Origin of the sequence: Paenarthrobacter sp. Z7-10, assembly GCF_026932795.1 — a bacterium.
Lineage (GTDB): Bacteria > Actinomycetota > Actinomycetes > Actinomycetales > Micrococcaceae > Arthrobacter_M.
Window position 1 is genome coordinate 1 of sequence record NZ_JADPVH010000019.1, and the last position, 25112, is coordinate 25112.

At 64.0% G+C, this 25112-nt stretch carries 20 protein-coding genes; 11 read left to right on the top strand and 9 right to left on the bottom strand.

The annotated features are described in order from the left end of the window. Window positions 1-78: 78 nt before the first annotated feature. From IV498_RS07515 to purN, 3 genes are read left to right on the top strand one after another with little or no spacing between them, the layout of a single operon-like run. Window positions 79-732, top strand: coding sequence for a hypothetical protein (locus IV498_RS07515; protein ID WP_269045944.1), 654 nt, complete (start codon window positions 79-81; stop codon window positions 730-732). A gap of 52 nt (window positions 733-784) precedes the next feature. After that, window positions 785-2092 (top strand): cell division protein PerM, encoded by a 1308-nt coding sequence (locus tag IV498_RS07520; RefSeq protein WP_269045945.1) that lies wholly within the window; start codon window positions 785-787, stop codon window positions 2090-2092. Between the two features lie 33 nt (window positions 2093-2125). Continuing rightward, the gene (gene purN / locus IV498_RS07525) at window positions 2126-2686 is read left to right on the top strand and encodes a phosphoribosylglycinamide formyltransferase (protein WP_269045946.1); all 561 of its coding nucleotides are present in this window, start codon (window positions 2126-2128) and stop codon (window positions 2684-2686) included. Window positions 2687-2716: 30 nt separating this feature from the next. Here the strand turns inward: purN and IV498_RS07530 are convergent, their stop codons facing one another. The 4 genes from IV498_RS07530 to IV498_RS07545 form a co-directional block, all read right to left on the bottom strand. Then, window positions 2717-3700, bottom strand: a complete 984-nt coding sequence (locus tag IV498_RS07530; RefSeq protein WP_269045988.1) for an aldo/keto reductase — start codon at window positions 3698-3700, stop codon at window positions 2717-2719. A gap of 76 nt (window positions 3701-3776) precedes the next feature. Next, window positions 3777-4931: a serine hydrolase domain-containing protein gene (locus IV498_RS07535; protein WP_269045947.1), complete on the bottom strand. Its 1155-nt coding sequence runs from the start codon at window positions 4929-4931 to the stop codon at window positions 3777-3779. Window positions 4932-4935: 4 nt separating this feature from the next. Then, a complete protein-coding gene (gene murQ / locus IV498_RS07540; RefSeq protein WP_269045948.1) occupies window positions 4936-5889 on the bottom strand; it encodes an N-acetylmuramic acid 6-phosphate etherase in 954 nt (317 codons plus the stop codon). Between the two features lie 80 nt (window positions 5890-5969). Then, window positions 5970-7685, bottom strand: a complete 1716-nt coding sequence (locus tag IV498_RS07545) for a glycoside hydrolase family 3 N-terminal domain-containing protein (RefSeq protein ID WP_269045949.1) — start codon at window positions 7683-7685, stop codon at window positions 5970-5972. 225 nt (window positions 7686-7910) lie between these two features. Between IV498_RS07545 and IV498_RS07550 the strand changes: the two genes are divergently transcribed. The 8 genes from IV498_RS07550 to IV498_RS07585 all read left to right on the top strand — a co-directional run bounded on the left by IV498_RS07550 (window position 7911) and on the right by IV498_RS07585 (window position 17958). Continuing rightward, the gene (locus IV498_RS07550; protein ID WP_269045950.1) at window positions 7911-8312 is read left to right on the top strand and encodes a VOC family protein; all 402 of its coding nucleotides are present in this window, start codon (window positions 7911-7913) and stop codon (window positions 8310-8312) included. Window positions 8313-8375: 63 nt separating this feature from the next. Further along, entirely contained in the window at window positions 8376-9992 is a 1617-nt protein-coding gene (purH, locus tag IV498_RS07555; RefSeq protein ID WP_269045951.1) for a bifunctional phosphoribosylaminoimidazolecarboxamide formyltransferase/IMP cyclohydrolase, read from the top strand. A 130-nt stretch (window positions 9993-10122) separates the two neighbouring features. Beyond that, window positions 10123-12345 carry an NADP-dependent isocitrate dehydrogenase gene (locus IV498_RS07560; protein ID WP_269045952.1) on the top strand — a complete coding sequence of 741 codons (2223 nt, stop codon included), beginning with the start codon at window positions 10123-10125 and terminating at the stop codon, window positions 12343-12345. 398 nt (window positions 12346-12743) lie between these two features. Continuing rightward, window positions 12744-13988 (top strand): branched-chain amino acid ABC transporter substrate-binding protein, encoded by a 1245-nt coding sequence (locus tag IV498_RS07565; RefSeq protein WP_269045953.1) that lies wholly within the window; start codon window positions 12744-12746, stop codon window positions 13986-13988. Window positions 13989-14152: 164 nt separating this feature from the next. Then, window positions 14153-15160 carry a branched-chain amino acid ABC transporter permease gene (locus IV498_RS07570; protein WP_269045954.1) on the top strand — a complete coding sequence of 336 codons (1008 nt, stop codon included), beginning with the start codon at window positions 14153-14155 and terminating at the stop codon, window positions 15158-15160. Further along, window positions 15157-16374 carry a branched-chain amino acid ABC transporter permease gene (locus tag IV498_RS07575; RefSeq protein ID WP_269045955.1) on the top strand — a complete coding sequence of 406 codons (1218 nt, stop codon included), beginning with the start codon at window positions 15157-15159 and terminating at the stop codon, window positions 16372-16374. Before IV498_RS07570 ends, IV498_RS07575 begins: the two co-directional genes overlap by 4 nt. After that, entirely contained in the window at window positions 16371-17258 is an 888-nt protein-coding gene (locus IV498_RS07580; RefSeq protein WP_330059286.1) for an ABC transporter ATP-binding protein, read from the top strand. The genes IV498_RS07575 and IV498_RS07580 overlap by 4 nt, the downstream gene beginning before the upstream one ends. Beyond that, on the top strand, window positions 17245-17958 hold the full coding sequence (locus IV498_RS07585) for an ABC transporter ATP-binding protein (protein ID WP_269045956.1): 714 nt from the start codon (window positions 17245-17247) through the stop codon (window positions 17956-17958). Before IV498_RS07580 ends, IV498_RS07585 begins: the two co-directional genes overlap by 14 nt. A gap of 148 nt (window positions 17959-18106) precedes the next feature. Here IV498_RS07585 and IV498_RS07590 read toward each other — a convergent pair whose 3' ends face one another. The 5 genes from IV498_RS07590 to IV498_RS07610 all read right to left on the bottom strand — a co-directional run bounded on the left by IV498_RS07590 (window position 18107) and on the right by IV498_RS07610 (window position 24896). Continuing rightward, complete coding sequence (locus IV498_RS07590) at window positions 18107-19276, bottom strand: Gfo/Idh/MocA family protein (RefSeq protein ID WP_269045957.1); 1170 nt, start codon at window positions 19274-19276, stop codon at window positions 18107-18109. 154 nt (window positions 19277-19430) lie between these two features. Next, entirely contained in the window at window positions 19431-20534 is a 1104-nt protein-coding gene (locus IV498_RS07595) for a substrate-binding domain-containing protein (RefSeq protein ID WP_269045958.1), read from the bottom strand. 46 nt (window positions 20535-20580) lie between these two features. Then, entirely contained in the window at window positions 20581-21846 is a 1266-nt protein-coding gene (mmsB, locus tag IV498_RS07600; protein WP_269045959.1) for a multiple monosaccharide ABC transporter permease, read from the bottom strand. 26 nt (window positions 21847-21872) lie between these two features. Next, a complete protein-coding gene (mmsA, locus tag IV498_RS07605; protein WP_269045960.1) occupies window positions 21873-23417 on the bottom strand; it encodes a multiple monosaccharide ABC transporter ATP-binding protein in 1545 nt (514 codons plus the stop codon). Between the two features lie 309 nt (window positions 23418-23726). After that, window positions 23727-24896, bottom strand: coding sequence for an ROK family transcriptional regulator (locus IV498_RS07610; protein ID WP_442951313.1), 1170 nt, complete (start codon window positions 24894-24896; stop codon window positions 23727-23729). Window positions 24897-25112: the final 216 nt, after the last annotated feature.

Below are 25112 nucleotides of genomic sequence, written 5' to 3' on the forward strand. Positions count from 1 at the left end.
GGGGGGGGGATTACGCCCCCGGAATCATATCTGCGCACGGCTCCGTGCCCATCGCCAGTCCCCGAAAGGTCCACTTCCATGCGTCGACGCCCGTTTTCCTCTCCCGCCCTGGTGCTCGCCTCGGCGCTGACCGTCGTCGTCCTCGCCGCCGGCTGCGCCCCCTCACAATCGAGCGCCGCCTCCCCGTCGAGCGTGACTGCTGCCTCGGACGCCGTCGGCACCAGCTCGGCCAGCGCAGCGGACGCTGGCCCCGCCTGGGCGTTGGATTTCGCTGGATCGGGGGAGCGGATCAAGTCCGCCGGCCTGCAGATCCTCGATGCCGAGGGCACAGTGGAGCATTACCACGCCCATCTGGATATTTTCGTGGACGGCAACAAGGTTGCCGTGCCGGCCAATATCGGCTTTGCCGTCGACGCGAGCGGACAGGCAACCGGGATTTCGGCACTGCACACCCACGACACCTCCGGCGTGGTGCACATCGAAGCGGCCACCGCCGGTAAAAAGTACATTCTGGGGCAGCTGCTGACCGAATGGGGTGTCCTTGGCACGGACGGAAGCATCGGCGGTAAAACCGGGCGCGGAGACCAGGGCTGGCATCTGGTGGTGAACGGGGCCAAGGACGACGCGGACCCCACGTCCTTGACGCTGCGGGCGCATCAGGAGATCGCGCTTGTGTATGGGAAAGACCCGGCGTCCATTCCGGCCAGCTTCGACTTCCCGGCCGGCGAATAGCCCTGGCGCCGTAGCTATGGCTGTGGGCAGCACCATGGGAGCATGGAAGACGATGAAAACGACAGCAGGCACCGGCCAGCAGGGGTTTCCGATGCCGTTATGGCTGCAGGGCATCCTCGAGTCGGCGCAGGCGGCCGCGATTTCAGCCCTGCTGGTTGGAGTGGCGCTTGTCGGGGTGTGGTGGTCGGATGGCTTCCAAAATCAAACTGCCGATGCGCTGGCCCGCTTGGCCGGCCAAGTTTGGTTGGTGCTGCACGGTGTTCCGTTGAACCTGAGCTTCAACGACGGACCCAGCTCCGCCTCAATGCAGACTGGCACGCTGCACGTGATTCCACTGGGGCTGACCCTGATTCCGTTCCTGTTGTCCTGGCGGGCAGGGCGCCGGTTGGCCCGGGCATCCTACGCCGACCAGCTGTGGCAGGGACTACTGGGCGCGCTCGCCATCTATGCCGCAGCCGGACTGGGAACGGCCTTCGTGTGCCGCACGCAGGCGGCCAATGCGAACCTGGTACTGGGTGCGGTAGTGCCGCTGATTCCGGTGGGGCTAGGACTGATCGTCGGTGCCCGCCGGGAGGCAGCTGGCTGGGGACGGCTGATTGGCGTTGACGCGGCGCACTGGATTGCCCGGACCAGTCAGCACTCGCGCTGGGCCGGTTCTTATGTCTGGGCAGCGGTCCGGGCGGGGCTGCTGGCCGTGGCCGCCGCCGTGACGCTCTGCGCCGTGCTGCTGGTGGTCGATATCGGCTGGCATTGGTCAGACATTGTGGCCGTCTATGAAGGTCTGCAGACCGGCGTGGTCGGTGGGGCGGTACTGACGTTCGCCCAGCTGGGTTTCATCCCGAACCTGGTGATCGCCACCCTGGCTTGGGCTTCCGGCGCAGGTTTCGCGCTCGGCACCGGCTCTACTGTGTCGTCGCTGGCCACCATGGTGGCTCCCGTTCCGGCCATTCCGGTGCTCAGCGCACTGCCCGTGGGCCAGCTCAGCTGGGGCGTCGTGGCGTTGGTGATACCAGTGTTCGCGGGCGCGCTGGGCGGCTGGTGGTTCCTGCGCGAGGGGGAAAACCATTTTGACGAGTGGCTGTCCATCAAAGTCAGGACACGCTGGTTTACCGCGGTGGTCTCGACCCTGGTGCTGGGGGCCGCCGTTGGTCTGGCCGCGGCATTGATCACGGCCGTTCTGGCTTGGCTGTCCCGCGGCTCGGCGGGGATAGGCAGGCTGACCGACATAGGACCTGATGTTCTGACCTCCGCCGCCTGCGTTGGTGCGGAAGTGGCCGTCGGCGTCGTCGTCGGCTTCGCCGCCGGACCGTGGCTGGAGCGCCGGCCGCAGGAATTCCAGCGGGAGGCCGACGACGACTAGGGCCTTCGCGCGTTGGTCCCCTACTGTTGGACCATGCGTCTCGTTGTCCTCGTCTCCGGCTCCGGCTCGAATTTGCAGGCGGTACTCGACGCCGTCTCAGCCGGAACGTTGGAAGTCCAGATTGCGGCCGTTGGGGCGGACCGGCCCGGGACCGGCGGTGTTGCCCGTTCCGCTGATGCCGGCATCGAGACCTTCGTGGTCAACTTCAAGGACTACGCGACGCGCAGCGATTGGGATGAGGCTCTGCTCGCGGCCGTCGCGGCGTACCAGCCCGACTATGTGCTCTCCTCCGGATTTATGCGCATCGTGGCAGCAGGCTTTATCGAGGCCTTTCCCGGCCGGTACCTAAACACCCATCCGGCGCTGCTGCCCTCCTTCCCCGGGGCCCACGGTGTGCGGGACGCCCTCGCCTACGGCGTCAAGGTCACGGGCTGCACGGTGCACATCGCGGATGCAGGCGTCGACACCGGTCCCATTCTTGCGCAGACGGCCGTGGCGGTCCGCGGCGACGACACCGAGGAGAGCCTGCACGAACGCATCAAGGTGGCCGAGCGGGAGCTTCTCATTCGGGTCTTGGGTGAACTGACGGCCTGATCGGAGGAACGGCGGAACGGCGTCGGGCAATCAACCGGGGGAACTTGCGGGACCGGCGGAGCCCGGCGGGAAGATACTATCCAGTTCCGTGAGGTCCGCGGCCGTCGGCTCCCAGCTGAGGGCCGCAAGGTTCGCTTGGACTTGGTCCGGTGTCGTGGCGCCGGCGATCACACTGGATACGGCTGGACGGGAGAGAAGCCAGGACATGGCGACATGCAATTCGGTGATGCCGCGTGCGACGGCGAACTGCCGCAGCTTTTCCAGCCGGGGCCAGTCCGCCTCTGCGAGCAGTGACTGCCGGGAATGTGTTAATCGGCTTCCGGTGGGCGCCCCTTGGGAATACTTGCCGGTCAGGAGTCCGTTGGCGAGCGGATAGTAGGGCAATACCCCGAGGCCATATGCCTGCGCGGCCGGTATCACGTCGTTCTCGGCGCGCCGGTCAAGCAGGTTGTAGTGATTCTGAGCCGAGATGAAGCGTGAGCCGGGGCGCTTGCGGGCCTCAAATTCGGCTTCGGCGATCTGCCACCCGGCGAAGTTCGAGTGCCCGAAATAGCGCACCTTTCCGGACTTCACAAGCGTTTCCAGAGCGTCCAAGGTCTCGTCGATGGGTGTGCGCGGGTCCGGCGTGTGGAATTGGTAGAGGTCGATCCACTCGGTGCGAAGCCGGCGCAGGGACGCTTCGACCGCCCTGACAATGTACCGGCGGGAGCCACGGGCCTGGAAATCTTCGGCGTTCCCGGCGTCCGGAGGCATGCCAAACTTCGTCGCCACAATGAGGTCATCCCGGTCGGACCCAAGCGCATTGCCCAGGATCTCCTCGCTGCGTCCCGCTGGCCGGCCGTAGTTGTCCGCCGTATCGAAGAGCGTGACGCCGGCGTCGATCGCCGCCCGGACCAGCTCCGTTGCCGCTTGGGGGCTTTCCGTGGGTGTTCCAGATCGTCCGAGGTTGCTGCAGCCCAAGCCAAGCACCGAGACGGCGATGCCGGAGCGACCAAGCTGACGGTGCTCAATCACGTTCCGGGCAGGCACCAGATCGACGCAAGGAAAAGGAAGCATGGGGACATCATTACTTATACCTTCACAGAATCTTCTAAGAATCCGCCCATCTTGCCGCAGGGCGCTCGGGCGTTGCCCCGGGCAGCGAGGCATAGACCTTCCCGGCCACCGCCCGGCGCAGGAGTTGCAGGTCAGGACCGGCACGATGGGGATGAACCCGGTTGGTAAGCAGCACCACGGTGAGCTCGGCGTGCCGATCCACCAGCAGGGAGGTGCCGGTGAAACCCGTGTGACCTCGGGCATGCCTCCCGGAACTGCCCATCCAGGACGTCTCGCCAATCCGCAACCCCAGCCCATGGCCGAAGGCGGGTCCAGCCGCGGTGCGCGCCGCGGACAGCGAGTTTGGCAGTTGGTCACACCACATGTGCGCGGCCGTTTCCGGCGTAAGGAAGTCCGTCAGCCCGGTTCGCAAGGCCTCACCCAGGTTCAACAGACCGGCAGCGGTGCCAAACAGCCCGGCATTGCCGCAGGCACCACCCAAGGACCAGGCAGCCTCATCATGGACGCTGCCGCGCACCAGGCCCCGACCCAGTTCGGGCATTAACTCGGTGGCCGCACATTCTTCCGGTGCCGGCGCGAAGTTCAATCCGCCGGGCAGTCTGGAAAGCACCTTGGCTTCCACCAGGTCGCGCCATCGCTGCCCGGTTGCCCGCTCCGCCAATGCCATCACGGTGTTGTAGCCGACACACGAGTACTCAAATCGGGCTCCCGAAGCCTCTGTCAGCGGCACGGTCAGAAGATCGGCCAGCAGGGCCGCCCGATCGAAGGGCATCCCGGCCTCCAGCGCCTTGCGCCAGCCGCCCCACGTGGGCGGCAGCCCCGCGGTATGCGTCAGCAGCTGCCGCAGCGTGGCCGACTCCCGGCCGGCACTGCGATATTCTGCCAGCCAGTGCGCCAGCGGCCGGTCCAAATCGAGCAGCCCCGCCTCGACCAGGGTCAGGGCTGTCAGGGCGGTAAGGATCTTGGTGATGGAGGCCAGGTCGTAAAAGGTGTCCGGCCCGGCTGCTGGCCGCGAGGCGGGCGGGAGCTGCGCGCCGTCCTCCCCGCAGCGCACGGCGTCGCCGACGGCGATGACGGGCCAGCGCTGCCCGCGCACCGCGACGGCGCACACGGCGGAGGGGAGCGTGCCGTCGTCGACCGCCCGCCGCAGGATCCGCTCGATCCCGGCTGCTATTGCCCGCTGATCCACGGCGCTACGCGTCGTCTCTCGCATCGCGCAGCTGGCCGGCGTGCTGTTCCAACACGGCGGCAGCACGGTCCGGTGGCAGGCCCGTCATAATGACCAGGATGGCGGCTTTGACGGATCCGTCAACCTCGCGCAGGGTGGCTGCCGCGGTGGCGGCATCGGTTCCGGTGGCACGAATGACGGTCCGTTCGCTGCGGGCGCGAAGTTTTTCGTTGCTGGCCCGCAGATCGACCATGAGGTTGCGGTACGTCTTGCCAAGCCGAACCATGGCAATGGTGCTGATCATATTGAGCACCATTTTTTGCGCGGTCCCGGCCTTGAGCCGAGTGGATCCGGTCAGGAGCTCGGGACCGACCTCGATTTCCAGTGCAATGTCCGCGTTCCGTCCCAGCGCCGAGCCCTGATTGCAGGCGAACCCGATGGTCAGCGCGCCGGCGGCACCGGCGGCTTCCAGCGCCGCCAGGACATAGGGGGTCCGCCCGGATGCGGAAATGCCCAGCACCGAATCCGCCGTGGTCAGGTTCAGAGCGGCCATGTCCGCGGCGCCGGCGGCCGCGTTATCCTCGGCGTTTTCGACGGCGGAGCCGATGGCCCGTGCGCCGCCGGCCATCACGCCCACGACCAAAGACGGATCGGTGCCAAAGGTGGGCGGACATTCGCTCGCGTCCAGGACGCCGAGCCGACCCGGGGTTCCAGCTCCCACATAGATCAGCCGACCGCCGCGGGACATGCGCTCCGAAATCCGGTCGATGGCCCCGGCGATGACGGCAGTGGCACCGGCAATGGCGGCCGGAACCACGGCATCCTGGGCGTTCATCGCCGCCACGAGGGTTGCCGTGTCCAAGGCGGCAAGATCCCCAAACTGGTCATTGGAGGATTCCGTCACGAGTTCCTCGAGCTCTGCCCTGAGCTCTGCCCTGAGCTCTGCCCTGAGCTCTGCGCGTTGGTCCGAGCCGGTCATCGGTATTCCTCTCGAGGGAAAAGGCCTGTGCCATCCACGGTAGTTTAATCCCGAAGCATTCGCCCCGGCGGCTGCGCACGCTATCCGCCGGTCAACAGCGTGGTAACTGCCTGTGCGGTGACCAGGGACGATCCGCGGCAATCGAGCAGGACCGTCGGCGGCGCGGTGAGGGGTGGGACGCCGGCATTGACGCAGATCGCCTGCGGCGCAAGGGCAGCTATCTGCGCCAGCGCGGCCAGCTGGCTGCTGCCCGCAGCTAAGGAATCGGCCAGCACGACGACCACCGCGCCTTCCGGGATGCCAGCTGCCAGCTCCGCGGCGTTGATGGCGTGCAGCTGCACCGATTCACTCAACACCGAAGCAATCAGGTTCCGGCCCGGCCCCGCTGCCATATTGTGTCCGGTCCGAATATCGATCAGGTATACCGTCGGACCCACCGGTCGGGGCGCCTCCATGCCGGCCGGGATCCGCAGGTCGCAGGCCCGCCGGGCCGCGGCGACCCAATCCGGCTCCGGATTCGAAGGAGCCACTGAGCCAGGTGCCGGGAAAGGAGCCGATGCCCACGCGGCGAAGCCGGCAACCCGTGCCGCGGCACGCTCCAGCACGCGCAACGGCAGTTCCCCGCTCCGGACCGCGGCCAGCAGAGCGTCGCGGACCTCGCAGTACTCGGCTTCATCCTTTTGGACCGATGCGGGGGAACCTGAAGGGTACGTCGGGGTGGGGGTGGTGGAGGGCGCCGTCTGAGCGGTGGTGTTGTAAGGGCCCGCAGGGTCGGGGGCGGGGAAAGGCATGTCAGACGGGCCCGTCGGGCCGGGGGCGGCGGAAGGTGTCGTCTCGCCGGTGGTGTTGTTGGGGCCCGATCGGCGTGGGGCGTCGGCAGGAGGATTGGACGGATTGCCCACGCAGAGCAGATCCGCGCCGGCAAGTAAGGCCTGCACCGCGCCGGGGCCGGACCCGACCGAGGCCCTGATCGCTGCCATATCGAGGGCATCGGTGATTTGCAGACCTTCGAAGCCTAGGGCGCGCAACCGCGCGCCCGCGGCAGGATTCAGGGTGGCCGGCAGCTCTGCCTGTTCGGCGTCGCCCAGTCCGGGGACCACGATATGTGCGCTCATCACGGCGGTCACCCCTGCGTCCACGGCCGCCCGGAAGGGCGGCAGATGGTCACGTTCCAGTTGGCTTGGGAGCAGATTCAGCCGCGGCAACCCCAGATGCGAGTCCGAGACCGTGTCCCCATGCCCGGGGAAGTGTTTGGCGCAGGCGCCCACCCCGTTCCGCTGGATGCCTTGGATCATGGCGGCGGTGTGCCGGCTGACCAGGGCCGTATCGGCGCCGAAGGACCGGATCCCTATCACTGGATTCAACGGATTCGTGTTTACGTCCGCCACCGGGGCGAGCACCAGATTCACGCCGGCCTGCCGGCACATCCGTCCGATGGCCGCACCGGCCGCCTCGGTGAGGGCAACGTCGTCGAGCCTTCCCAACACGGCAGCACCCGGCAGGTGCGAACCGGTGGCCGACTCCAGCCGGGTAACGTCCCCGCCCTCTTCGTCCACGCCGATGATGGCCTGTGGATTCACGGCCCGGATTTGCGCGGACAGGGCCGCCAGCTGGCCGGGGGAGCCCGGCTCGATGTTGGAACTGAAATACACAACTCCCGCAAGCCCGTTGGTGAGGGCCGATTCCAGCCACGGCGGAGCAGTGGTGCCCCGGAAACCGGGCCAGATGACGCCATTGACCTGCCGGAGCAGCTGCGTGGAGTCTGTTCCGTTTGGTCCGGGCTCTGTGGTGCTCATTGGCGTACCGTTCCTCGAATCGTGTGGCCGCAGGGTGGTCCATACCCAGTCGATCACGGCGGAAGCGCTTTTGTCCGCATCCGTGGGCTGGTAGTCGGTGCCGTGGAACCTTCGTTGGCGATCTGTGCTCGGATGGCCGTTTGTGCTCAAATAAGGACATCGGGTCAACGCCAAGGGCGGGAATTGCGGCGAAGGCAGCAGGTCAACGGACAAATGGAGGTCAGCATGGAGTGGAAGCTTGAAGTTATCCCGGTTCCGGTAGCGGATGTGGATGCGTCGAAAAAGTTCTATGCCGAGGCGGTCGGATTCACCGTCGACCATGATGTAAGGCCGCGCCCGGACATGCGGGTGGTCCAGCTGACCCCGGCGGGCTCGGCCTGCTCGATTGTCCTTGGCGTCTCCGGATCGGCTCCCGGTTCCCTCAAGGGCCTGCAGCTGGTGGTGGAAGACATCAACGCGGCACGCCAGGAGCTCGTATTACGCGGCGTGGCGGTCAGCGAGGTGACCCACCTTGGGGAGGGGAACGGCAGTGCTTTCCTCTTCTTTGACGATCCTGACGGCAACAGCTGGTCGGTGCAGGAACTGCGGCGGGCGGAAGCAACGCACGGCACCGAGGCGAAGGCATAAACTTTCCGTGGCCCCTTTGCCAGCCATCAGCCGCGTTCGTCGATACATTTTGGAGAAGCTTTCGTGAGTAACGCCCCCCTTGACCGTGTTCCCCTCCGCCGTGCCCTGATCTCCGTCTACGACAAGACCGGGTTGGAGGACCTGGCGCGGGGCCTGCATGCGGCGGGCGTCAGCATCGTCTCCACCGGTTCGACAGCGGCCCGGATCGCGGCCGCCAATGTGCCGGTGACAGGGGTCGAGGACGTGACAGGCTCACCGGAAATGCTCGACGGTCGGGTCAAAACGCTGCACCCGCGCATCCACGCCGGGATCCTGGCGGACCGCCGGCTGCCGGAGCATGTGGCGCAGCTCAAGGAGCTGGACATCGATGTTTTCGACCTTGTGGTGGTCAACCTCTACCCGTTTGCGGCCACGGTGGCCTCGGGTGCGGCGCAGGACGACGTCGTTGAGCAGATCGACATCGGCGGGCCGTCCATGGTCCGGGCGGCGGCGAAGAACCACGCGTCGGTGGCCGTCGTCGTCGACCCGGCCGGTTATCCCGACGTGCTGCGCGCCGCACAGCAGGGCGGTTTCGATCTGGCCGGCCGCCGCCGGCTGGCGTCGCTGGCATTTGCGCACACGGCTGCCTATGACAACGCGGTGGCCGCGTGGACGGCAAAGGAACTGAACGACGACGGCGAACACTGGCCGGCGTACGCCGGCGTTTCTTTGGAGCGGTCCGAGGTGCTGCGCTACGGCGAAAACCCGCATCAGGCAGCGGCGCTGTACGTGGACCGGTCGGCTTCGCCCGGCATCGCCCAGGCTGACCAGCTGCATGGTAAGCCGATGAGCTACAACAACTACGTGGACGCGGATGCGGCCCTGCGCGCGGCGTTCGATTTCGACCAGCCGGCGGTTGCCGTGGTCAAGCACGCCAATCCCTGCGGCATCGCCGTGGCCGACCCCGCAGCCGCTGACCCGGTAGCGGATGCCCATGCTAAAGCCCACGCCTGCGACCCGGATTCGGCCTTCGGCGGCGTGATCGCCAGCAATCGTCCCGTCACGCACCAGATGGTGGCCGGGCTCAAAGGCATCTTCACCGAGGTCATCATCGCGCCGTCCTTTGCCCCGGATGCCCTCGAGCGGCTGCGCAAGCGGGCGGACATCAGGCTGCTCACCCTGCCGGAAGGTTATGCCCGCTCCGAGGTGGAATTCAAGCAGGTATCAGGGGGCATGCTGGTGCAGGCCTCGGACCGGTTGGATGCCGGCGGCGACGATCCGTCGACCTGGCAGCTGGTGTCCGGGAAGGCCGCGGACCAAGCCACGCTGGCCGATCTCGCTTTCGCCTGGAAGGCGCTGCGCGGGGTGAAGTCAAACGCCATCCTGCTGGCCAATAACGGTGCATCGGTGGGGGTGGGCATGGGCCAAGTCAACCGGGTGGACTCCTGCAAACTGGCCGTTGAACGCGCGAACACGCTCAGCCTTGGTGCGGACGGTGTCCCGATCGAACGCGCCCGTGGTGCGGTGGCGGCGTCGGACGCGTTCTTCCCCTTTGCGGACGGCCTGGCGATCCTGCTTGCGGCCGGCGTGCGCGCCGTCGTCCAGCCGGGCGGTTCGATGCGCGATGAGGAAGTCATCGCCGCTGCCGCCGCCGCCGGCGTGACCATGTACCTCACTGGTGCCCGGCATTTCTTTCACTGATACTGCCGCAGGTACGACCATGTCTCAACGGTGCCGGCACTTCTTTCACTGACACCGGCTCAGGTAAGTTAGAGCTGTTGAGATAACACAGAATTTCCGTTAGTCGACCCTCGTAGGAGACGCCCCACCCATGGCCAAAATAATCTATACCCACACGGACGAAGCCCCGATGCTGGCCACCTATTCGTTCCTGCCGATCATCGAAGCGTATGCCTCGACGGCCGGCGTGGAAGTGGAAACGCGCGATATCTCGCTCTCCGGCCGGATCATTGCCAGCTTCGGCGACTTCCTGCGCGACGATCAGCGCATGGACGATGCACTGTCGGAGCTGGGCGCCTTGGCCAGGACGCCGGAAGCCAACATCATCAAGCTGCCCAACATCAGCGCCTCCGTTCCCCAGCTGAAGGCAGCAGTTGTGGAGCTGCAGAGCCAGGGATACGCGCTGCCCGACTATCCGGACAATCCGTCCTCCGATACAGAGAAGCAGATCCGGGCCCGGTACGACAAGATCAAAGGCTCCGCCGTCAACCCGGTGCTGCGCGAGGGCAACTCGGATCGCCGGGCGCCGCTGTCGGTGAAGAACTACGCCCGGGCGAACCCGCACACCATGGGCCACTGGAGCCCGAAATCCAAGACCAACGTCGCACACATGGACGCCGATGACTTCCGCTCCAACGAGAAGTCCATCGTCGTTGCCGCCGACAGTACGGTCAAGATCCAACTGGTGCACGAGGATGGGACCGTCGAGATCCTCAAGGACGCCTTCGGCCTGCTGGCCGGCGAGGTTGTGGACGCCACCGTGATGCGCGCGGCCGCGCTGGATACGTTCCTGGCCGCCCAGGTGGCCCGGGCCAAGGAGGAGGGTGTGCTGTTCTCGGCGCATCTGAAGGCCACCATGATGAAGGTTTCCGATCCGATCATCTTCGGCCACGTCGTCAAGGCATACTTTTCCGATCTCTTCGCCACCTACGGGGACCAGCTGGCGGCAGCGGGAGTCAGCCCGAACAACGGCCTTGCCGCCATTCTTAACGGACTCACGGAGCTGCCCGCTGACGTCCGTGCCGGTGTCGAAGCCGCGATCACGAAGGGGTTGGCTGAGGGGCCGGCCCTGGCCATGGTGGATTCGGACAAGGGCATTACGAGCCTGAACGTGCCCAGCGACATCATTGTGGACGCCTCGATGCCGGCGATGATCCGCTCCTCCGGGCATATGTGGGGACCGGACGGCAAGGAAGCCGACACCTTGGCGGTCATCCCGGACAGCTCCTACGCCGGCGTGTACCAGGTGGTCATCGACGACTGCCGCGCCAACGGTGCCTTCGACCCCACTACCATGGGCACCGTCCCCAATGTGGGCCTGATGGCGCAGGCGGCCGAGGAGTACGGCAGCCATGACAAGACCTTCGAAGTCCACGCCGCCGGAGCCATGCAGATCATCGACGATGATGGCACCGTCCTGCTGGAGAACCAAGTGGCACTCGGTGACATCTGGCGCGCCTGCCAGACAAAGGACGTGCCGCTGCGGGACTGGGTCAAACTGGCCGTGAGCCGTGCACGTGCCTCCGCCATGCCGGCCGTATTTTGGCTGGACGAGGGCCGGGCACACGACGCCATCCTGATCGCTAAGGTCCGCGAATACCTCAAGGACCACGACACCGACGGCCTGCAGATTGAAATCATGTCGCCGCAGGACGCCACGGCCTTCACGCTCGAGCGCATCCGCAAGGGCGAGGACACCATCTCGGTGACGGGCAATGTGCTGCGTGACTACCTGACAGACCTGTTCCCGATTCTCGAACTGGGCACCAGCGCCAAGATGCTCTCCGTGGTTCCGCTCATTAACGGTGGTGGCCTTTTCGAGACGGGTGCCGGCGGCTCCGCACCGAAGCATGTGCAGCAGCTGCTGAAGGAAAATCACCTGCGCTGGGACAGCCTGGGGGAGTTCCTGGCCTTGGCCGTCAGCTTTGAGCATCTGGCCATCAGCACCAACAATGCCCGCGCTCAAATCCTTGCCGATACGCTGGACCGGGCCACCGGCACGTTCCTGCTGGAGAACAAATCGCCCAGCCGCAGAAGCGGGGAGATCGACAACCGCGGCAGCCATTTCTACCTGGCCAAGTTCTGGGCCCAGGAATTGGCCAAGCAGACCGAGGATGCGGAGCTGGCGGAGGCTTTTGCCGCGGTGGCGCAGGCGCTGGCTTCCAACGAGGACACCATCACGGCCGAGCTACTTGCCGTGCAGGGTTCCCCGGTGGACATTGGCGGCTATTACCACCCGGATGTGAGCAAGGTGGTGGCCATCATGCGCCCCTCGACCACGCTCAATGAGGTCTTGGAATCGCTGCAGGGGTAGGTGCCGGCTGGCTGCGCTCCGCGGGCTGATTGACCGCGCTGCGCAGGCCAGGCTGCTGCCCGCCCTCCCGAAAGGAAGGCGGGCAGTTTTTTTTGTGACAGGTTGCGCGGCCGGTGCGTCCGCCTGGTCGGGGCCATTTTTGGTTGCAATTCGGTAAAGCTGGCAGCGGGATGGGCTGCGGACGGCCGAAATTTCCGCGTGTTTACGGCAAATTTCCACCTCGGACAAAGCAAGGTGTGCAACGACCCGGCGACACCCGACACGGCGGGTACCGCAAATTGCACGGATGTGTTCTGAACCACACAAATTTCGTTGTAGTCTCAGGGAACATATTCGGCGCCGAACGTGGGAACAATGGCGCTCCCACGTATCGGATGCGGCTCGGAAGGCAAAAACTTATGTACCGAAAGAAAGTCTCCACCACGCTGGCAGTTGCGGCCGCCCTCGGGCTGCTGCTCTCCTCCTGTGCCAACCAGCCAGGAACCAGTGGATCCGGCGATACGGCCGGCGCGGGCGCGGGCGCGGCCAACAAGGTGAACATCCCCGCGTTGACCAAGATCGACACTCCGGCGGGGGCAGTGCTCCCCAAGGGTGATGGCAAGGGCAAATGCCCCGCAACCACGACGCTGGCCTACGCCGGAGCCGAAACCGGTGCGAACGCCCAGTTGGGCGTGAACATCTTCAACGGCATCCAGCTGGCCATCAATGAGCACAACGCGGCGAACCCGGGCTGCCAGGTCCAGTTCAAGAAGTACGACACGGAAGGCGACCCGAACAAGGCCACCGGTCCTGTTACCCAAGTGGTCAGCGAGCCGAACATCATCGGCGTCGTAGGTCTGCCGTTCTCCGGCGAATCCAAGGCCACGGGCAACATTTTTGAGCAGAAGGGCCTTGTCCACATCACTCCGTCGGCCACAGGTGTTTCGCTGACGACAAATGGCTGGACCACCTTCTTCCGCGGGCTGGGCAATGACGGAGTCCAGGGACCGGCTGCGGCGAAGTTCCTGACCGGCAAGCTGGAAGCCAAGAAGATCTATGTCGTGCAGGACGATTCCGAGTACGGCATCGGACTGGCCACCTCGACTTCCGCCGGCTTGAGCAGCGCCCTGGCGGGCACGGAAAAGGTCACGACCGGCCAGAAGGACTTTTCCGCCGTGATTTCCAAGATCATAAACGCCAAAGCGGATGCGGTCTTCTACGCCGGCTACTACGCCGAAGGCGCCCCCTTCGACCAGCAGCTGGTGGCCAAGGGCTTCACCGGCACGTTCATTGGCCCCGACGGTGTCAAGGATGACCAGTTCATCAAGCAGGCCGGTGACGCATCCAACAACGCTTACTTCACCTGCCCCTGCATCCCCGGTGAGCTGATTCCCACCTTTGAGACCGCCTACAAGAAGCTGGCCAACGCGGAACCGGGAACCTACTCGATCGAAGGTTACGACGCAGCTACGGTGCTGCTCTCCGGAATTGACGCCGGCAAGCAGACCAGGCCGGACCTGCTTGCCTGGGTCAAGTCCTATGATAAGGACGGTCTGAGCAAGCACTACAAGTGGGACAGCAAGGGCGAGCTCCAGGCCCCGACGGTCTACGGATACAAGGTCGACAACGGAAAGATCGTTCCTGTCGGCCCGATCGGCGAGTAGCCGGACCGGGCAAATCAGCCCGAACTCCCGCAAGAACACGAGATGCTGCGGGGCCGGCAACATCCGGCCCCGCAGCATTTTCGTGATTCCGCACCAAGACCTCAGTACCGGCGCTGCGCTTCGGGCCAACGATGCCCGCAGTCCAGCCTGATCAGGATGTGCCAATGCTTCCCTCACTTCTCGCGTCCATGCCGATGGACAATGACTGGATCAGTTTCGACGTCCCGTCGCTGATCGAAAACTTCTGGAGTGCGACCTTTGACGGGTTGACTTTCGGATCCATCTACGCGCTTGTCGCGTTGGGTTACACGCTTGTCTACGGCGTGCTGAACCTGATTAACTTTGCTCATTCAGAAGTCTTCATCATGGGCTGTTTCGGGGTGTGGTTCACCCTCAGCGCCCTGAACTTCGGCCCGTCCGCCCCGCACCTGGGATTCTGGGCCATCGTCGGAAACCTAATCCTGGCCCTGGTGGTGGGGATGATCGTTTCGGCGCTCACCGCTGTCATCGTCGAGCGCGTCGCCTATCGACCACTGCGGCGCCGGAACGCCCCGCGGCTCGCTTTCCTGATTACCGCCATCGGCGTCTCCTTTTCCATTCAGTACCTGCTGTACCTGTGGCGCGGGCCCAGCCCGGAACGCGCGCTGACCATGTTCCACCCAACGCCGATCTTCGACGTGTTCGGAACCATCATCGACTCGCAGCAGATCGTCATCGTGGTGGCGGCCGTGATCATGATGATCGTGATCGACCTCTTCATCAGCCGGTCCCGCACCGGCCGCGGCATCCGTGCCGTCGCCCAGGACCCGGACACGGCCACCCTGATGGGCGTGAACAAGGAACGCATCATCATGACCACCTTCATAATTGGCGGCATCCTGGCCGGCGCCGCGGCACTGTTCTACACCATGAAGATTCCCTCCGGCGTCCAATACAATGGCGGCTTCATCCTGGGCATCAAGGCCTTCGCCGCCGCCGTGCTCGGTGGCATCGGCAACGTTCGCGGCGCACTTGTCGGCGGACTCCTGCTGGGCCTGATCGGCAACTATGGACAGATCCTGCTGGGCAATTCGCAGTGGACCGACGTCGTCGCCTTCCTGGTCCTGGTCCTGGTCCTGATCCTGCGGCCACAAGGCGTACTGGGAAGCTCACTCGGAAGGAGCAAGGCATGAGTACCACCGAAGGCCCGCCGCTGATCCCGGGGGCCGAAGCAAAGAAGATATCGCTGGACCGCGAGTCCGCCGGAGCACACCGTCGCGGTGGCTGGTTCAACGGACTGGGGCAGCGCTGGAACGCCCTGCCACGGCAAAAACAGTGGTTTTACCTGATCATCATTGTGGTGCTGGCCTACCTCCTGCCGGTGGTCAACCCGCCCTTTATCAGCACCGAGCCGGGCAACAACTGGCCGCTGGCCTGCGCGCAGATGTCCATCTATGCGCTCGTCGCGGTCGGGCTGAACGTCGTGGTCGGGTACGCCGGCCTCCTGGACTTGGGGTACGTGGCCTTCTTCGCCGTCGGCTCCTACACCGCGGCCATGCTGACCAGTCCGGACTCGCCGTATGTCCACATCCCGTATCTGTGGACGCTGCCTGTAGCCATGGGCGTGGCCATGTTCTTCGGCGTCATGCTGGGCATTCCAACCCTTCGGCTGCGCGGGGACTACCTGGCCATCGTGACCCTTGGGTTCGGCGAGATCGTCCGCATTATGGCCACAATCATTCCCGCGATGAAGGGCCAGGTCGGTTTTCAGAATGTTGGACACCCGCCGGGAACCGACGCCGCCGGCAACGCAATTTTCCTGAACTCCAATGGCACCCCGTGGTACTGGCTTACGCTGTCGGTCATCATCGTGGTGCTGCTGCTCGCCGGTAACTTGGAGCGCAGCCGGGTGGGCCGGGCCTGGATCGCCATCCGCGAGGATGAGGATGCAGCGGAAATCATGGGCGTACCGACCTTCAAGTACAAGGTCTGGGCCTTCGTCATCGGCGCCTCGGTCGGCGGTCTCTCCGGGGCCCTGTTCGCCGGTCAGGTGGGCTTTGTGAACAACCAGAAGTTCGACGTCGTCACCTCGGTTTTGTTCCTCTGTGCGGTCGTGCTGGGCGGCACCGGCAACAAGGTCGGCGCAATCCTCGGTGGGGCACTGGTGGCGTACATTCCGCTGCGCTTCACCGCGATCGCCGAATACAAGTTCCTCATCTTCGGCGTGGCATTGGTGCTGATCATGATTTTCCGACCCGCCGGTCTGTTGCCGGCACGGCAGCGGCTGCTGGCCTACGGGCGCGCCGCCTATAACAAAGTCACCGGGCGCAAGGGCGTGGGTGATGCGGGCGGCTCCCGCGCCATGTCCACCAGGGTGAGCGACGAAGAGAAGGGGGCACAAACATGAGCGAGGCCCTGGAACCGGAAATCGACGTCGAGGCGTTGGCCAGCCGAGGCGTGGACCTGGAGGTCGCAGAGAGAGTAGCCCCGGACCGGGATATCGCCGTGAAGGTGGGCGACCCTCTTGTGCAGGTGCAAAACCTGACGATGAAGTTCGGCGGCCTCACGGCGCTGGACAACGTCACCTTTGACATCCTGCGGGGGGAAATCCTCGGGCTGATCGGCCCGAACGGCGCCGGCAAGACGACGTGCTTCAATGCCATGACCGGTGTGTACAAGCCCTCCAGTGGCAAAGTGCTGCTGGAGGGCAAGTCGCTCGGCGGTCTTGCGCAGCACAAAATTACGCGGCAGGGGCTTGCCCGGACCTTCCAGAACATCCGCCTGTTTGGGGAGATGACAGCCCTGGAAAACGTCGTCGTCGGCCTTGACGCGCGGCACCGGACCAGCGTGGGCGGAGCGCTGCTGCGCCTGCCGACGCACGTGCGCGAGGAGAAATCGGCCATCGAGCGCGGCATGGCTTTGCTGGAGTTCGTTGGCATCGCCGATCACGCGCAGTTCCTGTCCCGGCACCTGCCCTACGGATATCAGCGCCGGCTGGAAATTGCCCGCGCGCTGGCCACCGATCCCAAGGTACTGTGTCTCGACGAGCCCGCCGCCGGCTTCAACCCAGCCGAAAAGGAAGAGCTCATGCAGCTCATCCGGACCATCCGCAATGACGGATATACCGTGCTGCTGATCGAGCACGACATGAAACTCGTGATGGGCGTCACGGACCGGATTGTGGTGCTGGAGTTCGGCAAGAAGCTGGCGGACGGCGCACCGGCCGAGATTCGTGAAGACCCGCGCGTGATTGCCGCCTACCTGGGGGAGCCCGAAGATGACGTTGCTTGAGCTGAACAATGTTTCCGTCCACTACGGCCGCATCCAAGCCATTAAGGACATGTCCTTTACCGTCGAGGAAGGCGAGATCGTCTCCCTCATCGGGGCGAACGGAGCCGGCAAGACCACGACAATGAAGACCATTTCCGGCCTGCTGAACCCTTCCAGCGGATCCATCCGGTTCGCCGGGGAGGACATCACCAAGATGAAGGCCCACATCCGCGTGGTGCAGGGCATTTCACAGGCGCCGGAAGGCCGCGGGATCTTTCCCGGCATGACCGTGATGGAGAACCTGGATATGGGCGCCTATGGGCGCAAGGACCGCAGTGGTATGGCCGCGGACATTGACCGTGTCTTTGATCTGTTCCCGCGGCTGCTGGAACGCCAGAAGCAACTGGGTGGAACCATGTCCGGAGGCGAGCAGCAGATGCTGGCGATTGGCCGGGCACTGATGTCCAACCCAAAGCTGCTGCTGCTGGACGAGCCGTCCATGGGCTTGGCGCCACAGTTCATCCGGCAGATCTTCAAGATCATCACCGAGATCAACAGCCAGGGCACCACCGTGCTGCTGGTGGAGCAGAACGCCAACCAGGCGCTCGCCCGGGCGCACCGCGCCTTCGTGCTGGAAACGGGAGAAATAACGCACAGCGGTACGGGTAAGGAACTGCTGGCCAATCCGGCCATCAAGGAAGCGTACCTGGGCGTCGGGTGACAGCCTCTGAGAACTGACCACGTTTGGCGGCGCCCCCCCCCCCCCCGAAAATTCGGGGGACACGCTATGTATCTCCGGCACCGGAAACCCAAACATGGTCAGATCTCAGAGCTCCGCACCTAAGGGCGGTCCGTCTTTCCGCTGCCGGCTAGGCATCATTGGGGTAAACAACGCCCAACTGACGGCGGACCTCGTCGAAGAGCTCCATGGTGGCCAGCGAATCGTCCAGCGGCATCGTGGGGCTTTCGGTGAGGCCCTGCTGGATGCAGCGGGTGACCTCGCGCAGCTGATAGGTGTAGCCACGGGCCAGGGGTTCAAACGTTTCGACTCTGGGCTCCTCCACGCCGGTCTGCACGGTGAGGCTGAGAGGGTTGTTGATGGAGCCTGCGGCCTCGATGTAGCCCTTCGAACCGGCGACGACGGCGGAGCGCGGCCCCAGGGCGGTCAGCGAGGACATCAGTTGGGCCTGCGCCCCGGAGGCATAGCTGAGCGTGATGGCATTCTGCCGGTCGACTCCAAAATCTGTCAAGGCGCCGCTGGCGTGGACCGATTGCGGCGCGCCGAGCGTTCCCCACGCCCAGAGCAAGGGATAAACGCTGAGATCCAGCAGGGCACCGCCGCCATCGACCGGTGCCCAGATCCGCGCCGTCGGATCGACCGGTGCCGGAAAGCCAAGATCGGCGCGGACCCATTGCACTTTCCCGATTTCGCCGGAAGCTGCGATCTCGAAGGCCCGCTGCATGCCCGGAACAAAGCGGGCCCAGACGGCTTCCATCAGGAACAGCTTGCGTTCCCGGGCCAACCGGATCAGCTCGGCCGCCTCGGCGGCGTTGACCGTCAGCGCCTTCTCGCACAGCACATGCTTTCCGGCCTGCAGAGCGGCCCTGACCACTTCGAAATGCTGGCCATGGGGTGTGGCGACGTAGACAACATCCAGATCGGGATCCCGCACCAGTTGCTGATAGCCGGCCACCGGCTGATCGGTGCCGCCCCCGGTGGCGAACCCGTGGTTGCTGACGCCACCGCCCCCGGTGGAGTTACTGTGGTCGGTGACGTCGACGCCGGACCCGGGTCCGCCGTCGTAATAATGCCGCGCAAAACCGAAGCGGGCCGCAAATTCCGATGCCTTGGCCTGGCTGCGGGAGCTCACCGCCACCAGCTCTGCGTCCTCCAGTAGGGCGAGTTCTGCAGTCACCGTGTTGGCAATGTTGCCGGTGGCCACAACGCCCCACCGCAGCGTCCGTCCCGTGGCAGCGAAGGTGTTGTGCTCCGGAGCGGTGAGCCACTCGGGCCTGGAAATGGGGCGGGTTCCGGTCATGGGCCCATTGTTGCATTACAGGGGCGCCGGTGGCACTGGCGCGGTCTTGGGACTACGAAAAGCACCTTTGCCGCCGGAGGACGACAAAGGACCCGGCCACCGAATCGGTGCACCGGGTCCTTCCATCGGGGCCAGCTGAACCGACCCGCGGACGCTACTTGGTCAGCGCCGACAGCGTCGGATCGTTGGCGTATTCCTTAGCGGCATTGGCCTTAGTGACGATGTGCGGCACCAGCAGGAAGGCCGGAACCACCTTGTTGCCGTTGTTGTAGGACTTGTCATCGTTAACTTCGGGCTTCTTGCCGGCCTGCAGGTCCTTGACCATCTGGATGGCGTGGGCCACCAGGGCGCGGGTGTCCTTGTTGATGGTGGAGTACTGCTCGCCGGCCATGATGGACTTGACCGATTCAACTTCCGAGTCCTGGCCTGTGACGATCGGGGTCGGCTTACCTGCGGCCTTGACCGAGGTCAGGATGGCCCGTGCCAGGGTGTCGTTCGGAGACAGGACCCCGTCCAGCGCCTTGGAGGTGTAGTTTCCCGTCAGCAGCGTGTCCATCCGCTTCTGCGCGTTCTCCGCCTTCCAGCCCTGGGTCACGGCCTGCTCGAAGGACTTCTGGCCGGAGACGACCTTTAGCGTTCCGTCGTCGATCTTCGGCTGCAGCACGTTCATGGCGCCGTCGAAGAAAACCTTCGCGTTGGCGTCGTCCGGAGATCCGGCGAAGAGCTCAACGTTGTAGGGGCCGGTTGGCTTTTTGGCCTTCATCCCGTCCAGCAGCGCCTGGCCCTGCAGTTGACCCACCTTGTAGTTGTCGTAGGCGACGTAGTAATCCACGTTGTCCGTGTTGAGCAGCAGGCGATCATAGGCAATGATCGTGGCGCCGGCATCCTTTGCCTGCTTCAACTGGGTGCCCAGCTGGGCACCGTCGATCGCGCCGACGATGATGACCTTGGCACCCTTGGTGATCATTGAGCTGATCTGGTTTTGCTGCTCGGACACACCTCCGTTGGCGAACTGCACGTTGCCCTTGAAGCCTGCGGTCTTGAGTCCGTCGTTGAACAGGCTTTCGGCCAGGACCCAGTTCTCCGAGGTCTTCTGCGGGAGGGCCACGCCGATTTCGGAATCCTGCGGGAAGCCCGCCGCGGCCGACGTGCCATTGGAGGAGGAACCGGTGTCGGCGCGGCCGCAGCCGGTCAGGGCCAAAGCCGAAACCGCTGCGATGACCGCAAGTGATTTCACCGATTTGTTGAATTTCAACATGGTTTTCGCTTTCTTTATGGGGAGTAGATGTCTGGCAAGAGATTCGCTAGACACTGGTTGTCGTGGATATGACTTCTTTGGTTTTGGTTGTTTCTGCCTGCGGCCGGTTGCCGAAATTCCTCATCATCAGCCCGATGATGGATTTCTTGCCCTGGCTCTTGTTGTAGACATCGAATGCGACAGCGGTGAGCAGCACCAGTCCCTTGATGATGGATTGCATGTCCGAGCCGACGTTGAGCAGCTGAAGTCCGTTGTTCAGGACTGCCATGACGAGGCCACCGATGACGGATCCAACCACCGTGCCGACGCCACCTGTGACCGCGGCGCCTCCGATGAAGACGGCGGCGATTGCATCAAGTTCCCAGCCGACACCGTCGGACGGGCCGGAGCCCGTGGAGCGGCCGACGAAAATCATGCCCGCCAGGCCCGCCAGGATGGCCATGTTCATCATGACCAGGAAGTCCACCCGCTTGCTCTGCACGCCGGACAGGGCCGCTGCATGGCGGTTTCCGCCAACGGCGTAGATGTGCCGGCCGATGATGGTTTTGGATGAGATAAAACCGTAGATCAGCACAAGCACGCCCAGGATGAGGCCGGGAATGGGGAACGACGTGCCGCGGCGACCGGTGGCAAAGAGGTAGGTGGCGTACAGAACGGCCGCGGAAAGCAGCACTATCTTCAGCACGGAAATCCACAGCGGGGGAACGTCGGCGCCCAGGGAGACAGCATTTTTCCGGGACCGGATTTCGCCCCAGATAATCGCCACGACCACAATCAGCCCGATCAATATCGTCAGATTGTTGTACCCGGTGACTGGACCGACCTCGGGCAGGTATCCGGCGCCAATGTACTGGAAATCCTTGGGCACCGGAACGGTATTGGACTTACCAACGAACTGGTTGGCGCCGCGGAACAGCAACATGCCCGCGAGCGTGACAATGAAAGCCGGGATACCAACATAGGCCACCCAAAATCCCTGCCAGGCGCCGATGATGGCCCCCAGAATCAGACCCAGCAAGATTCCAATGAACCACGGCAGGTGCCAGTCGCGCATGGTGATCGCGACGACGATGCCCACGAAGGCCGCGATGGAACCGACAGAGAGGTCAATGTGCCCGGCGATGATCACCAAAACCATGCCGATGGCCAGGATGAGGATGTAGGCGTTGCCATTGAAAAGGTTAATGACGTTGTCCGAGGTCAGGGTCAGACCGCCGGTCATGAACTGAAAAAGGATGATCAGGGCTATCAGTGCAAAGATCATGCCGAATTGGCGGGTGTTACCGCCAAAGAGCTGTTTGAGCGCATTCATTGTTTTGGTCCTGTTTCTTCCGGCGGTCAGGCGGTTTTCTTGGCGGCGGTCATGAGTTTCATCAGGTTTTCCTGGCTGGCGTCGTCTTTGTCCAGCACCCCGGTGATGGCGCCCTCAAAGATGGTGTAGATCCGGTCGGAGAGGCCCAGCAGCTCCGGCAGCTCCGAGGAAATGACGATTACGCCCTTGCCCTGATTGGCCAGTTGCTGGATGATGCCGTAGATCTCGTACTTGGCACCGACGTCGATGCCGCGGGTGGGTTCATCCAGGATCAGCAGGTCCGGATCGGTGAACATCCATTTCGCCAGCACCACTTTCTGCTGGTTGCCGCCGGAGAGCTTGGAGACACCTTCGTCGACGCTGGGAGTCTTGGTGCGCAGCTGCCGGCGGTATTGCTCCGCGACGGAGTACTCCTTGTTGTCATCCACCACGGTGTTGCGGGAAATCTTGCTCAGCGCCGCTGAAACGGTAGTGGCCTTAATGTCGTCGAGCAGGTTCAAACCCAGGGATTTGCGGTCCTCGGTGAGGTAGCCAATGCCATGGTGAATGGCCTGCGGAACAGTGCGAAGCGTCACCTCCTTGCCGTCTTTCATAATCTGTCCGGAGACGAACGTGCCGTAGGAGCGGCCAAAGATGGAGCGCGCCAACTCGGTGCGCCCGGCACCCATCAACCCTGCGAAACCAACGATTTCTCCGCGCCGGACGGTGAAGCTGGAGTTTTTGCACACCAGCCGGTCCGAAATCTGTGGGTGCTTCACGGTCCAGTTCTTCACCTCGAAGAAAACCTCACCGATCCTCGGCGTGTGGTCAGGGAACCGGGACTCCAGCGTCCGTCCGACCATGCCCTTGATGATGCGGTCCTCATCCACGCCGTCTGCCACAACATCCAAGGTTTCGATGGTCTTGCCGTCGCGGATAATGGTGATGGAGTCCGCGACCTGCTCAATTTCGTTGAGTTTGTGCGAAATCATGATGGAGCTGATGCCCTTGCCCTTAAGCCCGCGGATCAAATCCAGCAGATGCCGTGAGTCGGACTCGTTCAATGCCGCCGTCGGCTCGTCCAGGATCAGCAGCTTAACCGACTTGTTCAGCGCTTTGGCGATCTCCACCAGCTGCTGCTTGCCAACGCCGATCTCTTTGACCGGGGTGTCCGGATCGTCACGCAGGCCCACCCGCGCCAGCAGTTCGATGGACCGTCGTCGCGCCTGGTTCCAATCGATGACACCAAACCTGGTTGGTTCATTGCCCAGGAAAATGTTCTCCAGGATGGACAATTCCGGAATCAGGGCCAGCTCCTGATGGATGATCACGATGCCGGCGTGCTCGCTGGCCCGAATGTCCTTGAACTCGCAGACCTGGCCCTGGTAGGCGATGTCACCGCTGTAGCTGCCGAACGGGTAGACACCGGAAAGGACCTTCATCAGGGTTGATTTGCCGGCGCCGTTTTCGCCGCAGATGGCGTGTATTTCCCCGGCATGAACGGTAATGGAGACGTTGGAAAGGGCCTTAACCCCGGGAAACTCCTTCGTGATGGAGCGCATCTCGAGAATGACCGGGCTGCTGGATGCCATGGTTTACTTCGCCTCCAAGAACGACTTCATTGTCCAAAAAACTGTCCGTAAAAACTGTCTGCAAAAAAGGTAAAAACCGCCCACTAAAACGGCGTCAAACTCGTGCCCCTGCGTTCCGTGCGTACAAACTGCCGGCAAGCGGCTTCCAAACCGGGTGCGGTGACCCGATAAGAAGGTTAGGCAAAACCGCCGCACGCCGGACTTCGATTCCCGTGGACCAAAGGCCTGTCGCAGCGCCTGAAAAAAGTAAACCCGCTTCCGCGGTTGTCGTCAAGTCTTTAACGCAACGACTCGGCAACGGTCCGCATGTCATCGGTGGATTCCCTGGTGCTGAAAGACCAATGCAGCGGCGCCCAGGGCCTCCGCGCGGTCGCCCAGAGAGGACATTGCCAAGCTGGTGCTTTCGCCCACTACCGGGACGGCGTGGCGCATCAGACCGCGCCGGATCGGCTCCAGCAGAACTTCGCCGAGTTCGGCCAGCGGGCCCCCGACCACGATCACCTCAGGGTTGATCAGGTTCGCGACATTGGCCACCGCCCGGCCGACGGCGACGCCAGCGTCATCGACGACGCGCAGGGTCGCGGCGTCCCCGGCAAGCGCCCGGTTAACTATGTCGTTGGCGGTGAGCGGAGTGTGCGCTCCGCGGCTGAGCAGCTCAATCATGATGGCCGTCGAGGCGACCGTTTCCAGGCATCCGCGGTTGCCGCAGCGGCAGATAAGTCCGTGCTCCGAAATGGTGGCATGACCGATTTCGCCTGTCACGCCGATGTTGCCGTAGTACGGCGCTCCATTGATGATCAGTCCGGCTCCAATGCCGCTGCCGATCTTGAGGAACATCAGGTTGCTCACCGCGCCGTGCGGTCCCCACGTGACCTGGGCCAAGGCGCCGAGGTTCGCGTCATTGTCCGCGAACACCGGCATCTGCAGGGATTCTTCCAACCGGTTCAGGATGCTGATTCCCACCCATTCCGGCAGGATCGCGCCCTGGATCACAGTGCCGCTGCGCCGGTCAATGGGTCCGGGAATCCCGGCCCCCACGCCGATGATGCAGCTGCGTTTAAGCTTGGCCTCGGCCAGCAGTGCGTCGAGCAGATCGGCGGCGGCCCGGATACCCTCGGACGCCTTATGCCCCAGTGGCAGGGGAATGGCCCGTTCGGCCACCACGCGGTAGCCCAGATTGGCCAGCACCACCCGTACATGGCTGCGGCCGAAGTCGATTCCGACGGCGACCGCGCCGTTTCCGTTCAGGGTCACGGACAGCGCCCGCCGGCCCGAACTCGTGGTGGGAGAGGTGGAGATGAGACCCGTTTCGGCCATGCTCTTGACGATGTTGGAGACCGTGGCAGTGGACAAACCGGTGTGCCGGGATATTTCGGCCTGCGTGGACGGCCCGCTGCCCAGCAACGTTTCGATGATGCGCTCTTCGTTCAGGTGGCGAAGCGCCGACTGCGATCCGGGATTACGCGATCGTCTCTTCAATGCGGGGTCTTCGGCGGCCATACATAGAAGGTTGCATCAATCCCCGCTTGCAGTCAAGAAGTTAACGCAACCCCTTCTCCCAACTAGGTAACAGATAATGCACTCAAAAGCCGTTTTGAGTGCATCTGCTGCCACTCAGTCGGGGGCTGGGGAGGCGGAAGTTATGGAGGGTCGGGAGTCGAAGGGGAGGCGGAAGTTATGGAGGGTCGGGAGTCG

Excerpts from the sequence above, each read along its gene's own strand:
- IV498_RS07515 (WP_269045944.1), top strand. The coding sequence starts at position 79 with ATGCGTCGACGCCCGTTTTCCTCTCCCGCCCTGGTGCTCGCCTCGGCG.
- IV498_RS07520 (WP_269045945.1), top strand. The coding sequence starts at position 785 with ATGAAAACGACAGCAGGCACCGGCCAGCAGGGGTTTCCGATGCCGTTA.
- purN (WP_269045946.1), top strand. The coding sequence starts at position 2,126 with ATGCGTCTCGTTGTCCTCGTCTCCGGCTCCGGCTCGAATTTGCAGGCG.
- murQ (WP_269045948.1), bottom strand. The coding sequence starts at position 5,889 with ATGACCGGCTCGGACCAACGCGCAGAGCTCAGGGCAGAGCTCAGGGCA.
- IV498_RS07545 (WP_269045949.1), bottom strand. The coding sequence starts at position 7,685 with ATGAGCACCACAGAGCCCGGACCAAACGGAACAGACTCCACGCAGCTG.
- IV498_RS07550 (WP_269045950.1), top strand. The coding sequence starts at position 7,911 with ATGGAGTGGAAGCTTGAAGTTATCCCGGTTCCGGTAGCGGATGTGGAT.
- IV498_RS07560 (WP_269045952.1), top strand. The coding sequence starts at position 10,123 with ATGGCCAAAATAATCTATACCCACACGGACGAAGCCCCGATGCTGGCC.
- IV498_RS07565 (WP_269045953.1), top strand. The coding sequence starts at position 12,744 with ATGTACCGAAAGAAAGTCTCCACCACGCTGGCAGTTGCGGCCGCCCTC.
- IV498_RS07570 (WP_269045954.1), top strand. The coding sequence starts at position 14,153 with ATGCTTCCCTCACTTCTCGCGTCCATGCCGATGGACAATGACTGGATC.
- IV498_RS07575 (WP_269045955.1), top strand. The coding sequence starts at position 15,157 with ATGAGTACCACCGAAGGCCCGCCGCTGATCCCGGGGGCCGAAGCAAAG.
- IV498_RS07580 (WP_330059286.1), top strand. The coding sequence starts at position 16,371 with ATGAGCGAGGCCCTGGAACCGGAAATCGACGTCGAGGCGTTGGCCAGC.
- IV498_RS07585 (WP_269045956.1), top strand. The coding sequence starts at position 17,245 with ATGACGTTGCTTGAGCTGAACAATGTTTCCGTCCACTACGGCCGCATC.
- IV498_RS07590 (WP_269045957.1), bottom strand. The coding sequence starts at position 19,276 with ATGACCGGAACCCGCCCCATTTCCAGGCCCGAGTGGCTCACCGCTCCG.
- IV498_RS07595 (WP_269045958.1), bottom strand. The coding sequence starts at position 20,534 with ATGTTGAAATTCAACAAATCGGTGAAATCACTTGCGGTCATCGCAGCG.
- mmsB (WP_269045959.1), bottom strand. The coding sequence starts at position 21,846 with ATGAATGCGCTCAAACAGCTCTTTGGCGGTAACACCCGCCAATTCGGC.
- mmsA (WP_269045960.1), bottom strand. The coding sequence starts at position 23,417 with ATGGCATCCAGCAGCCCGGTCATTCTCGAGATGCGCTCCATCACGAAG.